The organism is Sphingobium sp. FW306-1B-F04DB (genome assembly GCF_058781925.1).
This window is the reverse complement of record NZ_JBYSXE010000051.1, coordinates 1-12,233: the sequence shown is the minus strand read 5'-3', so window position 1 is coordinate 12,233 and position 12,233 is coordinate 1. Positions and strand designations below refer to the sequence as shown.

Below are 12,233 nucleotides of genomic sequence, written 5' to 3'. Positions count from 1 at the left end.
GATGGGATAGGCCCAGCACCGCGCTCAGGGCAAGGGCCGGCGCCCTGCTCGAAAAATCCTCCCCCGCCGGGGCGGGGGAGGTTCAGGGGCGCGCCGCCTGAGGAGTCACTGCGACGCGAGTTGCGTGGGGGCGATCGTGTTGGCAGTCGCGATTACCTGGTCGCGCTGGACGGCGAGGCGCGCGAGCGTTTCGGTCCGGCACTGCGCGACTTCGCGCTTACCGACAGGGTCAGCGCTGGAGGCGGTGCCGCAGGCCTGCGAAGCTGCAATCCGCAGCCGATTGTCGAGGCGGCGCTGGCCGCGGTCGGTGCGCAGATCGAGGTCGCTATAACTCACGACACGGGTGACGGTGTCGTTGACGGAGGACTGGGCGGCGGCCGGCGCAACATACAACGCGCCGGCAAGCGCGGTGAGCGCAAGCAGGGTCTTCATGATTATCTCCTGGGGTCTGGTCGTAGGCGCCCTCAGCGCCCTGGCTCCTTGATAGACCCGAAAGCCGAGTCGCGACGAACAACGATATTGCGCACCCGTTCTGCAAAAGTGCAGAATGGGATCATGCTCGACTGGAATGATCTGCGCTATTTCCTCGCGGTCGCGCGCAGCGGCAGCACGCTCGCGGCGGGGCGTGTGCTGGGCGTGAGCCAGACCACTGCGGCGCGACGCGTCGCCGCACTCGAGGAAACGCTCGGGCTGACGCTCTTCGACCGTCGACAGGCGGGCTATTTCCTGACCTCCATCGGCGAGGCGCTGGTGGCGCAGGCGGAGGCGGTTGAAGGCGCTGCCACCGCCTTTGCCGACGCCGGGGCGGCGCAGGGGCGCGACGTGAGCGGCACGGTGCGGCTGACCGCGCAGGAAATCCACGCCATCACGGTGCTGCCGCCGATCCTGCGTGACCTGCACGAAGCGCATCCTTCCATCCGGATCGAGCTCGACACCGCCGATGCCATGCGCGATCTCGCCGCGGGTGCCGCCGATATCGCGCTCCGCAGCGTCGATCGCCCCGAGGGCGGCGGTCTTGTCGGACGACGGATCGCGATCGACAACTGGGCGATCTATTGCAGCCGCGACTATGCCCAGCTGCACGGCCGTCCGCGGCGCCGCGCCGAACTGCGCGGCCATCCCTTTGTCGGTGGTGGTGGCTCGGGTGTCTGGAAGATCTACCGGGCCTGGCTCGAAAGGAACGGGCTCGCGGACGCGATAGCGATGCAGCACGACTCGCCGACGGGGCTGCTGTCAGCGGTGCGTTCGGGGATCGGCCTTGCGGTGCTTCCGTGCTTCGTTGCCGACGCGGAGCCCGATCTGGTGCGTTGCCTGCCGCCGGCGCCGGGCAAGGAGCGGGGCATTTGGCTGCTGACGCATGAGAGGTTGCGCCACACGCCGCGCGTGCGGATCGTTCTCGACTTCCTCGCCGAAGGCCTCACGAGGATCGCGCGCGCTGGCGAGCGTGGCCCCGCCATGCCGATCGGCATGGCTTAGAGCGCTTTCCGCAAAAGTGGAAACCGGTTTTGCGGTCGGAAAGCATCAAAAATGAACATGCCCCAAGCATGTTCATTTTTGATGCTCTCCAGCAAATTGACTCTGGACCATTTTCCGAGCCGCCGGGTGATTCCACCCGGCTCGAAAATGGTCTAGCGGCTTTGCAGCGCCGGCCCTTGGGGGCGAGCGCAAATCGCGCTATTCTGTCCGGGCGCCGGTCCTGTCGGACACGGCGCGATGGAGAGGTGCCATGAGCGCGTGGTGGCGGGTTCCCTTTGGGGGAATTACCCTTGCCGGGCTGCTGGCGCTTGCACCGCCCCCCGCTGTCGATCCGGTAGCCGAAGAGGCAACGGACCCGGCCAGCCTCATCGCGATGGCGATCACCGACACGGACCAGATGACGGTCCCCATCCATATCGCCGGGACGGGCCCCTATCCCTTCATCGTCGACACCGCGGCGACGCGGACCGTGGTATCGCGTCAGCTCGCCACGGTGCTCAAGCTGCAGCCGACAGGAAGCACGCGCATGCTGACCCTGACGGGGGACGAACAAGCGGGCCTGGTGCGTGTGCCCAAGCTGATGTTCCGGCCCGGCCAGACGCACGACGTGGAGGCGCTGGCGATCGGCGGCACGCATATCGGGGCGCACGGCATATTGGGAATCGACACGCTGCAGGACCAGCGGGTGGTACTGGATTTTCGCGCGCGGACGCTCACCGTCAGTCGGGCGCCGCGGCGCTGGGAACGGCCCGCCGACCCCGACGAGATCGTGGTGACCGCGCGCCGCAAATTCGGCCAGCTCATCATCGCGGATTCGGATGTCGATGGCGAAAAAGTCGACGTGATCGTCGACACGGGCATCCAGGTCAGCATTGGCAACGCGGCATTGCGCCGCCACCTGCTCAGGGCGGGGCATCGGTACCCGATCATGCCGATCACCATGATCAGCGTGACAGGTGACGTGCTCAACGCCGACTACACACGCGTCGATCGGCTGCGCATCGGCCGCATGGCACTGAAAGGCATGCCGATCGCTTTTGCCGACGCCTATCCCTTCCGCAAGCTCAAGCTGCGCAGGCCCGCCTTGCTGCTCGGCATGGACGCGCTGCAGATGTTCCCGCGGGTGACCGTGGATTTCGCCAATCGCAAGGCAAGCTTTGTCCTGCCCGAACCGCCGCAGGTCGCGCAGGATACGACGCGCTGAATCAGGCGCTCAGCGGCGCCCCGAACAGATCGTGCTCGTCGGCGTCCTCGATCTCTACCGAAACGATGTCGCCGGGCTTCAGCCCCTCCGCGTCGCGCAGATGGACCTGACCGTCGATCTCGGGCGCATCGGCCTTGGAGCGGCCTGACGCGCCGCCTTCCTCGTCAACTTCGTCGATGATCACGTCGAGCGTGCGACCGATCTTTGCCTGCAGCTTTTCGGCGGAGATGCGCGCGGTCAGTTCCATCAGTCGCGCATAACGCTCCTCCTTCACCTCCTCCGGCACGGGGTTCGGAAGGTCGTTGGCGGCAGCGCCCTGGACGGGCTCGAAGCGGAAGGCGCCGACGCGGTCGAGCTGCGCTTCCTCGAGCCAGTCCATGAGATACTGGAAATCCTCCTCGGTCTCGCCGGGGAAGCCGACGACGAAGGTCGAGCGGATCGTGATATCGGGCGCGGTTTCGCGCCAGTTCCTGATGCGCTGGAGCACCTTCGCCTCATTGGCGGGGCGCTTCATGGCACGCAGCACATTGGGGGCTGCGTGCTGGAAGGGGATGTCGAGATAAGGAAGCACCAGCCCGTCGGCCATCAGCGGAATGACGTGATCGACATGGGGGTAGGGGTAGACATAGTGCAGCCTCACCCAGGCGCCGAGCTGGCCCAGCTCGCGGGCAAGGTCGGTCATGTGTGCGCGCACCTCGCGGCCGTGGAATTCGCGCGGCTGATGCCTGATATCGACGCCATACGCCGATGTGTCCTGGCTGATGACCAGCAGTTCCTTCGTGCCGGCGGCTATGAGCTTTTCGGCTTCGCGGAGGATCGCGTCGGGGCGGCGGCTGGCGAGATCGCCGCGCAAGGACGGGATGATGCAGAAGCTGCAGTGATGGTTGCAGCCTTCCGAGATCTTCAGATAGCTGTAGTGCCGCGGCGTCAGCTTGAGCCCGCTCTCGGGCACGAGGTTGAGGAAGGCATTGGGCGGCATCGGGGCGGCGTCATAGACCGCGCCGACGACATCCTCATATTGATGCGCGCCCGTGATCGCGAGCACGTCGGGAAAGCGCGCGCGGATCGCCTCGGCCTCGTTGCCCATGCAGCCAGTGACGATGACGCGGCCGTTTTCCGCGATCGCCTCGCCGATCGCCTCGAGGCTTTCCTCCTTGGCGCTATCGAGAAAGCCGCAGGTGTTGACGAGCACGACGTCGGCGCCCGCATAGTCCGCGGACATGGCATAGCCGTCCGAGCGGAGCTTGGTGAGGATGCGTTCACTGTCGACGAGGTTCTTCGGGCAGCCGAGCGAAACCATGCCGACCTTGGGCGGAGTGGGGAGTTCAATTGCCATGAGTGGGGCGCACATAATGGTTTTGCCGCCAAATGTCACGGGGGCGGCCGCCGGGCACTTCATCTCGGGCGGTCGCGCGTGTTAATGGTCATGCGCGGCGCCAAGGGCGGCGCATCAGGGGGAGGGGGTATATATGTGGGATTTCAACTGGATATCGATCGTTCTTGCCGCGCTTTCGGGTTTCCTGATCGGCGGCATCTGGTACGGGCCGCTTTTCCTGAAGCGCTGGCTGGCGGCTGAAGGAAAGACGATGGAACAGGCCGAAAGGCACGCACCGCTGGTGTTTGGCCTCAGCTTCCTGTGCAATCTCTTTTCCGCCTTCGTCCTGGCGCATCTTTACAGGACCTATGGGGATCCCGGCATCGGGTTGTCGGTGATGATCGCGGTGGGCATCGCGCTTGGCTTCATCGTGCCCGCCTATGGCGTCAACTATCTGTTCGCGGGGCGCCGGCTTGCGCTGTTCCTGATCGACGCAGGCTACTGGATCGTCGCCTACGCGCTGATGGGGCTGATCTTCGGCGCGTTCCCGGGCTAGTGGCCGTGCCCGACACTAGAGCATCGTGCGTTATATCTGATCCATATTAGTGCTCCGGGCTTGACCCGGAGCCCATGCAGGAAACGACTATACGCCCGGGAAAATGGGCTCTTGCTTTCGCAGGAGCACTGAACCCTATTAAACGCACGTTGCTCTAACAGCCTCGTGCCGGCGCCAGCGCGATCAGCGATAGGCGCCTTCCAGCCGCGCGAGCGATGGCTCATGCGTCAGGTCGAGTTGCAGCGGGGTGACGGTGATGTAGCCCTCGGCGACCGCCTCGACATCGGTGGTATGGCCGGGAGTCTGCACGCTGCCGCCCAGGCCGAACCAGTAATAGGGGAAACCGCGCGGGTCGGTGCCTGTGACGATCTTCATCCGGCCATAGTCGCGAAAGCCCTGGCGGACCACGCGGACACCCTTGACCATCTCGGCCGCGACGGGCGGGAAGTTGATATTGACCAGCGTCCGGTGCGGCATGTCTTCGTCGAGCAGCGGGCGAAGCACCCTTTCTCCCCATCCCTCGGCGGCATCGAAGGGCACCTGCTCGCCCATGCCGTCGCGTGCATAGACCTGGCTCAGCGCGATCGAACGCACGCCCGCGAGCGCGCCTTCCATCGCCGCCGAAACCGTACCCGAATAGGTGACGTCCTCGGCCAGATTGGCACCGCGGTTGACGCCCGAAAGCACCAGGTCGGGCTGGGGCCCCTCGATGATCTGGCCGAGCGCCATCAGCACCGCGTCGGTCGGCGTGCCGCTCACCGAAAAGCGCCGCTCGTCATGGCGGCGAATGCGCAAGGGGCGGGTGAGCGTCAGCGAATGGCCCGCACCCGACTGTTCCTCCATCGGCGCGACGATCCAGATATCGTCCGAAAGCGTGCGCGCGATCTTTTCCAGCACCTTCAGCCCGGTCGCGTTGATCCCGTCGTCATTGGTGAGGAGGATGCGCATCAGGTGGCGGGCTCCAGCCTGGTGATGCCGCCCATATAGGGGACAAGGATCTCGGGAATGGTCACCGATCCGTCGGCCTCCTGATAATTTTCCAGCACCGCGACGAGCGTGCGGCCGACCGCCAGCCCCGAACCATTGAGCGTGTGGACGAACCGCGTGCCCTTGGTCTCGCCGGCGGGGCGGTAGCGCGCCGCCATGCGACGCGCCTGGAAGTCGCCGCAGTTGGAGATGCTGCTGATCTCGCGGTAGGTGTTCTGGCCCGGCAGCCACACTTCGAGGTCGAAGGTCTTGCGCGCGGAAAAGCCCATATCGCCGCTGCAGAGCAGCATCTTGCGATACGGCAGCCCGAGCGCGCGCAGCACGCCTTCAGCCGCGGCACACATTTTTTCATGCTCGGCATCGGACTGCTCGGGCGCTGCGATGGTGACGAGCTCGACCTTCTCGAACTGGTGCTGGCGGATCATGCCGCGCGTATCACGCCCGGCCGCGCCCGCCTCAAGGCGGAAGCAGGGGGTGAGCGCTGTGATCCGGATCGGCAGCGCGGCTTCGTCGAGGATCGATTCGCGGGCGAGATTGGTGAGGCTGACTTCGGCGGTCGGGATCAGCCAGCGGCCGTCGAGGGTGCCGAACTGATCGTCGCGAAACTTGGGAAGCTGGCCGGTGCCGAACATCGCCTCGTCGCGGACGAGCAGCGGCGGCACGACCTCGACATAGCCCTCACGCCCCTGATGATCGAGCATGAACTGGCCAAGCGCGCGATTGAGCCGCGCGACCCCGCCCTTGAGCACAGCAAAGCGCGCGCCCGAGATTTTCGCGGCGCTCTCGAAATCGAGCCCGAGCGCGGGCGCGAAATCGGCATGTTCCTTGGGTTCGAAATCGAAGACGCGCGGTTCGCCCCAGCGCGCGATCTCGACATTCTGCGTCTCGTCCTCGCCCTCGGGAACGTCGGCCGCGGGCTGGTTCGGGATCGCGGCGAGCAGCGCATCCAACTGTTCGCCGAGCGTGCGTTCCTCGGCCTCGAGTGCGGGCAGGCGCTCCTTGAGCCCCGCCACCTCCGCCATCAGCGCGGCCGCGTCATCCTCTTTTTTCTGCGCCTTGGCCGCACCGATCGCCTTGGATGCCTCATTGCGGCGCGCTTGTGCGGTCTGCGCCTCGGTCGTCACCGCACGGCGTCTTTCGTCGATCGCGAGCAGTTCGGCCGATCGCGGCTCGATCCCGCGGCGGGCAAGGGCTGCGTCAAAGGCGTTCGGGTCGTCCCGGATCAGGCGGATATCGTGCATGGCGGGGCTATGGCGGGCCCCGGCGCGCCATGCAAGCCCCGCAACCGCTTGCGGTTCCGCGCGTTCGATAGCCGCACAAGTCAATCCTCAGCCATAGGAGAAGAGATATGCGGATCGCGCATGATGGGCTCGTCGTGGTGGCCGATGGCAGCAAGATGCTGCTCTTCAAGAACAGGGGAGGGCCCGACGACCTGAACCTTGAGGTGGTGCGCGTGCGCGAACAGGACAATCCGCCCAATCGCGAACAGAAGTCCGACGCGCCAGGCCGCGCCTTTTCGAGCGTGGGGCAGGGGCGCAGCGCCTATGAAGAGGCCGATTTCCACGCAATCGAGGAAACGCGCTTTGCCGCGGAAACCGCCGAGCTGCTGCGCAAGGGCGCGCTCGATCACGATTACGAGTCGCTGGTTGTGGTCGCGCCTCCCGCCACGCTGGGCGCGCTGCGCAAGCATTATCACAAGGAGGTCGAGAGCCGCCTGAAGGGAGAGGTGGCCAAGAACCTGACGGGGCACCCGGTGCCCGAGATCGAGAAGATACTGATCGAGGCCTGATATCAAAGCAAAAAAGAGAGGACGCCGCCCCGGGTCGCATTAGGGCGGCGTCCTCAATTGGCCGAGTGTTGGTTCAACCGGCCGTTTTCGTGCTCCGCCGTCGCGCCGCGAGTGCGGCTGCGCCTGCGCCGAAGAGAAGGATCATGGGCGGCGCGGGAACCTGGGTCCCGCTCGAACCGCTGCTGGTCGAGGTGCCCCCGCTCGAGCTGCTGGTCGACGAACTGGTGCTCGACGAGGTGCTCGAACTGCTGCTGCTGCTCGTGGAAGAACTCGTGCTGGAGGACGTGCTCGACGAGGTCGAGACGTTGCCGCTGCTCGAGGTAGAGGTCGAGACATTCCCCGATGACGATGTGCTGGTGGAGGAGCCGCCAGTCGACGTGCTCGTGCTGGATCCGCCCGTCGAGGTGCTCGTCGAAGAGCCGCCCGTGGAAGTGCTGGTGCTCGAGCCGCCCGAGCCACCCGATGAGGTGCTCGTGCTCGTGCTGGAGCCGCCCGATCCGCCAGAAGATGTGCTGGTCGAGCCGCCCGAGCTGGTCGATGACACGACGATGCTGCCACCGCCGCTCGAGCCGCCGAAGAAGCCGCCGCCGAAGAAGCCGCCGCCGCCGAAACCGCTGCTGCCGCCAATAACGACAGGGACGCCGCCGCTCCCGCTCTGCACCGTCGCGATGGGCGGCGCCGGCGGGGGCAGGATAGGAACTGCCGCAACCTGAAGGGGCTGCGGGTCGGGCACGATCGGTGCGGGGCGCCGGACGCGCTGGACGGGCTTTTTGGCGTAGGTGACCTGCTTGCCCGGCTTTTTCACCGAAGCCTTGACCGACTTGACCACGGCCGGGCGGGGGCGCTCCGCCACATGCACCGCGCCGCCGCCGATGATCGCGCCGCCCGCTGCGCAGGCGCAGAGTTTTGCCAAAGCCATCCGTACCGACATCTTGCTCTCTTCCCGCCGCTGCCCGGAACCCGATCGGGATCCTCCGGCCCTGATTCATGTAAAGCGGCAGCCGCGCGGCTGTAACAAGTTAATTAACCTTCTTTTCGGGGCATCAACTGCCGCGTCGCTCGATGCGTCGGCACTGGACATGGTTAATGTTCCATCCCGGGGCGATTTTGACGCAAAGGTTAACGAAACATATATCGAACATGGTTAATATGCGGGCGATTTGACCGCTCTGATAGCGTCCGATTCGAAAAGTTGGCGGCGCGAAGTTCATCAAACTGCAAGGAGATCACCGCTAAGCGCAACCGGCCGTTGGCGCGACCGTGTGGCGCTCCGGCGAGCCGGATGGCGGCCGCGGGTCAATTGCCCGCTTGTGCGCTTGGGGGGGACGTGTTTATAGGCGCGGCCGGGGAGATGCGCTTGCATGGGCAGTGAATGCCTGGCGGGCCTGTCAGTAAAGTTACGGAGATGGGCAAGATGGCAACAGCGTTAACCAAAAACGAGGCGCAAGCCGACCCGGCTCTGCGCGCCCCGTCGCTGGATACCGACTATCGCCCGTCCGCGGACGAGCCATTCATGAACGAGCGTCAGACCGAGTATTTCCGGGCCAAGCTGGCAGCATGGAAGGAAAACATCCTTCGCGAATCGCGCGATACGCTCACCCAGCTGCAGAACGATTCGCTTCGCGAGCCGGACGTTACCGACCGCGCATCGAGCGAGACCGACTGGTCGATCGAATTGCGGACGCGCGACCGCCAGCGCAAGCTCATTTCCAAGATCGATGCGGCGCTGCGTCGGATCGCCGAGGGCGAATACGGCTATTGCGAGGTGACTGGCGAGCCGATCTCGCTCGCGCGGCTCGAGGCGCGTCCGATCGCGACGATGACCGTCGAGGCGCAGGAACGGCACGAGCGCCAGGAAAAGATTTCGCGAGACGAATAACGCGATCAGGCACGTGACGTAACCGCCGGGCCTTTAACGATTTTCATACCAATGCTGCGCTACCCGACACGGGATCGCGTCACACAAGATTGGCGCGTATTTGCGGGTCAAGGGTTCTGGGAACGTGGAGCATTTCGCCAATTTCAACGCTGCGGGTCTCGCTTCGCAGGGACGTGAGGATGTGCGCGACAGCATGTTCCTCGCAGGCATCGTCCACTGCAGCGGGGGCGAAGAGCATAAGATTCGCGTACGCAATCTGTCTGCAGGCGGCATGATGGCGGAATGCAGCGCCGAATTCTCGCAGGGCGACCAGGTGGCGGTGATGCTGCGCGGCATCGGGCGCGTGACGGGCAAGGTTGCCTGGCGGACGGCCGAGCGTATCGGCATCGCGTTCGACCTTGAGATCGATCCCCTGGCAGCGCGCCGTCCGGTGGGCGGCGGCGGCAAAACGCCTGAATATGCGAAGCCGGCAGATACCGGCAGGCCGGGGCTGTGGACCGGCTGATCCGCAGCTGCGCTTAGACCTTGATCGTCTCAGGCTGAATCAGCGGGACGCGTGAATCAAGGTCTCAACTGTTTGAATAGAGCCTGATTCACGCCGTCGGTGGAAGCGCGAAGCGTTTCCACCTCAACCGATCAGGCTCCAGGACGCGCGCGTCAGAGCGCGGCGAGTTCCTCCTTGATGCGGAGCTTTTGCTTCTTGAGTTGCGCCAATATGGCGGAGTCAGGAGAAGGACGGCGACTCTCTTCGGCGATCCGGTGTTCGAGACCGGCGTGTTTTGCTTCCAATGCCGAGAAATGTGCCTGTTCCATCCTTCTGTCTCCTTCTGGTTGGATGTTGCGACACATGATTGAAACATGGTTTGGTCCCGCTGTCTCCCCCTGATTCGCGCCAATCGGTCGGCCGCATCGCGCGTGCGACGATTCGTTGACCCCGGCGCGTCCAGGCGCGAAGGTGGGGGCGTTGGCCGGTTCGCGCGGGAGAGGACAGATGAGCACCGATGAGGTCAAGGCAAGGCTGGAGCTGCTGCGGATCGAGCATCGCGATCTCGACAGCGCGATCGGGTCGCTCGCCGATACCTCTGCTGCCGATCAGCTCCAGCTCGCGCGCCTGAAGAAGCGGAAGCTGAGGCTGCGCGACGAGATCGCGCTTCTCGAGGATCAGCTCATTCCCGACATCATCGCCTGACGATTCGGAGGCGCGCCAATTCGGAACAGCATTCTTATCCATTATGGATAACCAGTTTTCCCGGTTTCGCGCGCGGGGCGATTGTGCCAATTTCGCGCCATGACGAAGAAAAGGGCAGAATCACGCCTGACACCGCGGCTGGTCGATGCCTTGTATGTCGAGGCGATGCTGCTGGCGGATGAGGCGCGTGCCTATTTCGACGAACACGGCAAGGACGATCGCGAGCTACTTGAGCCTATGCTGCGCGTCGGCTTTTCGTGCGAATCGCTCAAGGTGACGACGCGGCTGATGCACGTCATCGCGTGGCTGCTCACGCGGCGCGCGGTCGAGGCGGGCGAACTCAACGAAGTGCAAGGGCGCCATCCGTCACGCCGGCTCGGCCACGCGGTGGAGAGCGACGCCGCGCTGGTTGCCCAGCTGCCTGACGACGCCCAGGCGCTGATCCGTTCGAGCACCGATCTCTATGATCGCGTGAAGCGCATCGACACCGGTATGGAGCCGACCGAAAGCCCCGCACACAGTCTTATGCGAAGGCTAAGAGCCTCGCTTTGACATGCCGCGGGGCTGACCGCGATGCCTATCTGACCTTGGCGGCAAGCTCGGCCTTGGCCGCCTGATATTCTGCGGCGAGTCGGTCGACGCGTTCCGGGACGCTCTCCACCGCCTCGATCGCACCGATGCCCTGGCCCGAACCCCAGATGTCGCGCCAGGCCTTCTTGTCCTGGTTGCCCCCCGACCCGAAGTTCATCGTCGAGAGATCGCCTTCGGGCAGATTGTCGGGGTCGAGCCCCGCCGCCTCGATCGAGCCGCGCAGATAATTGCCGTGAACCCCCGTGAACAGGCTCGAATAGACGATGTCCGCCGCACGACTTGCGACGATCCCCTCCTTGTAGCGCGGATCCGCATTGGCTTCCGTCGTCGCGATGAAGGGCGAGCCGATATAGGCGAGGTCGGCGCCCATCGCTTGCGCGGCAAGGATCGAGCGGCCATTGGCAATTGCCCCCGATAGCGCGACGGGACCGTCGAACCACTGGCGGATTTCCTGGATGATCGCGAAGGGCGAGAGCCGCCCGGCATGACCACCCGCGCCAGCCGCCACCGGGATCAGGCCATCGGCGCCCTTTTCGATCGCCTTGCGCGCGAAACGGTCGTCGATAACGTCGTGCAGCGTGATCCCGCCCCAGCCATGCACCGCCTTGTTGAGATCCTCGCGCGCGCCGAGTGAGGTGATGATGATCGGGACTTGCCATTTGGCGCAGGTGGCAAGGTCCTGCTCGAGCCGGTCGTTGGACCTGTGGACGATCTGGTTGACCGCAAAAGGCGCGGCGGGGCGGTCGGGATTCTCCCGGTTCCACGCGGCGAGCTCCTCGGTGATGCGATGGAGCCATTCATCCAGCATCGACTGCGGCCGCGCGTTGAGCGCGGGAAACGAACCGACGATGCCCGCCTTGCATTGCGCGATGACAAGCTCGGGGCCGGAAACGATGAAGAGCGGCGAGCCGATCACGGGGAGCCGCAGGCGATCGAAGAGGGGAGAGGGCAGCGTCATATGCGTTTCATACCGCAACGGACAAGCGTGTCCAGCGGACCCGATTTGCCGCTACGGCATGGCACCTGCGCCGATATGGCAAGGTGACAATGCGCCACCGAATCGGCGATGGGCGGCCGACCAGGCCGTTTGCACAAATTCATCCGCCCGTGTCCGCGAGCCCTGCATGACCGATAGCAAGAGCCATTTGCCGGATGCTGACCGTCCGGACACGACCGAGGACGTGTAAAAACGCGGATTTCGAGGTGCGACGATTGTCATACGAGGCAATCGCACTGCGGAGAGATAA

Annotated in this window: 16 protein-coding genes; 10 read left to right on the top strand and 6 right to left on the bottom strand. The window is 64.9% G+C overall.

Going from position 1 to position 12,233, the window contains the following annotated elements:
* Positions 1 to 105: 105 nt before the first annotated feature.
* A complete protein-coding gene (locus tag AC3WJD_RS18060; RefSeq protein ID WP_492748118.1) occupies positions 106 to 432 on the bottom strand; it encodes a UrcA family protein in 327 nt (108 codons plus the stop codon).
* Positions 433 to 555: 123 nt separating this feature from the next.
* Between AC3WJD_RS18060 and AC3WJD_RS18055 the strand changes: the two genes are divergently transcribed.
* A complete protein-coding gene (locus AC3WJD_RS18055) occupies positions 556 to 1,476 on the top strand; it encodes a LysR family transcriptional regulator (RefSeq protein WP_492748117.1) in 921 nt (306 codons plus the stop codon).
* Positions 1,477 to 1,726: 250 nt separating this feature from the next.
* Complete coding sequence (locus tag AC3WJD_RS18050; RefSeq protein ID WP_492748116.1) at positions 1,727 to 2,680, top strand: aspartyl protease family protein; 954 nt, start codon at positions 1,727 to 1,729, stop codon at positions 2,678 to 2,680.
* A 1-nt stretch (position 2,681) separates the two neighbouring features.
* Here AC3WJD_RS18050 and rimO read toward each other — a convergent pair whose 3' ends face one another.
* Entirely contained in the window at positions 2,682 to 4,016 is a 1,335-nt protein-coding gene (gene rimO / locus AC3WJD_RS18045) for a 30S ribosomal protein S12 methylthiotransferase RimO (RefSeq protein ID WP_492748115.1), read from the bottom strand.
* A 133-nt stretch (positions 4,017 to 4,149) separates the two neighbouring features.
* Between rimO and AC3WJD_RS18040 the strand changes: the two genes are divergently transcribed.
* Positions 4,150 to 4,551, top strand: coding sequence for a DUF1761 domain-containing protein (locus AC3WJD_RS18040; RefSeq protein WP_492748114.1), 402 nt, complete (start codon positions 4,150 to 4,152; stop codon positions 4,549 to 4,551).
* A gap of 183 nt (positions 4,552 to 4,734) precedes the next feature.
* Here AC3WJD_RS18040 and surE read toward each other — a convergent pair whose 3' ends face one another.
* Together surE and serS are read right to left on the bottom strand one after the other, a co-directional pair.
* A complete protein-coding gene (surE, locus tag AC3WJD_RS18035; protein WP_492748113.1) occupies positions 4,735 to 5,499 on the bottom strand; it encodes a 5'/3'-nucleotidase SurE in 765 nt (254 codons plus the stop codon).
* Positions 5,499 to 6,779, bottom strand: a complete 1,281-nt coding sequence (gene serS / locus AC3WJD_RS18030; RefSeq protein WP_492748112.1) for a serine--tRNA ligase — start codon at positions 6,777 to 6,779, stop codon at positions 5,499 to 5,501. The genes surE and serS overlap by 1 nt, the downstream gene beginning before the upstream one ends.
* A 107-nt stretch (positions 6,780 to 6,886) precedes the next feature.
* On the opposite strand from serS, the gene AC3WJD_RS18025 reads away from it, so the two are divergent.
* The 5 genes from AC3WJD_RS18025 to AC3WJD_RS18005 all read left to right on the top strand — a co-directional run bounded on the left by AC3WJD_RS18025 (position 6,887) and on the right by AC3WJD_RS18005 (position 9,711).
* Complete coding sequence (locus AC3WJD_RS18025) at positions 6,887 to 7,327, top strand: host attachment family protein (RefSeq protein ID WP_492748111.1); 441 nt, start codon at positions 6,887 to 6,889, stop codon at positions 7,325 to 7,327.
* A gap of 143 nt (positions 7,328 to 7,470) precedes the next feature.
* Complete coding sequence (locus AC3WJD_RS18020) at positions 7,471 to 8,040, top strand: hypothetical protein (protein ID WP_492748110.1); 570 nt, start codon at positions 7,471 to 7,473, stop codon at positions 8,038 to 8,040.
* A gap of 75 nt (positions 8,041 to 8,115) precedes the next feature.
* The gene (locus tag AC3WJD_RS18015; RefSeq protein WP_492748109.1) at positions 8,116 to 8,475 is read left to right on the top strand and encodes a hypothetical protein; all 360 of its coding nucleotides are present in this window, start codon (positions 8,116 to 8,118) and stop codon (positions 8,473 to 8,475) included.
* 266 nt (positions 8,476 to 8,741) lie between these two features.
* Positions 8,742 to 9,206 (top strand): RNA polymerase-binding protein DksA, encoded by a 465-nt coding sequence (gene dksA, locus AC3WJD_RS18010; RefSeq protein ID WP_492748108.1) that lies wholly within the window; start codon positions 8,742 to 8,744, stop codon positions 9,204 to 9,206.
* A 124-nt stretch (positions 9,207 to 9,330) separates the two neighbouring features.
* Positions 9,331 to 9,711, top strand: a complete 381-nt coding sequence (locus AC3WJD_RS18005) for a PilZ domain-containing protein (RefSeq protein WP_492748107.1) — start codon at positions 9,331 to 9,333, stop codon at positions 9,709 to 9,711.
* 152 nt (positions 9,712 to 9,863) lie between these two features.
* Here AC3WJD_RS18005 and AC3WJD_RS18000 read toward each other — a convergent pair whose 3' ends face one another.
* Complete coding sequence (locus AC3WJD_RS18000) at positions 9,864 to 10,019, bottom strand: YdcH family protein (RefSeq protein ID WP_492748106.1); 156 nt, start codon at positions 10,017 to 10,019, stop codon at positions 9,864 to 9,866.
* A gap of 178 nt (positions 10,020 to 10,197) precedes the next feature.
* On the opposite strand from AC3WJD_RS18000, the gene AC3WJD_RS17995 reads away from it, so the two are divergent.
* On the top strand, positions 10,198 to 10,395 hold the full coding sequence (locus tag AC3WJD_RS17995; protein WP_492748105.1) for a YdcH family protein: 198 nt from the start codon (positions 10,198 to 10,200) through the stop codon (positions 10,393 to 10,395).
* A gap of 99 nt (positions 10,396 to 10,494) precedes the next feature.
* Positions 10,495 to 10,947: a DUF1465 family protein gene (locus AC3WJD_RS17990; protein WP_492748104.1), complete on the top strand. Its 453-nt coding sequence runs from the start codon at positions 10,495 to 10,497 to the stop codon at positions 10,945 to 10,947.
* A 25-nt stretch (positions 10,948 to 10,972) separates the two neighbouring features.
* On the opposite strand, the gene AC3WJD_RS17985 is transcribed toward AC3WJD_RS17990, so the two are convergent.
* Positions 10,973 to 11,944 (bottom strand): NAD(P)H-dependent flavin oxidoreductase, encoded by a 972-nt coding sequence (locus AC3WJD_RS17985; protein ID WP_492748103.1) that lies wholly within the window; start codon positions 11,942 to 11,944, stop codon positions 10,973 to 10,975.
* Between the last annotated feature and the right edge of the window lie 289 nt (positions 11,945 to 12,233).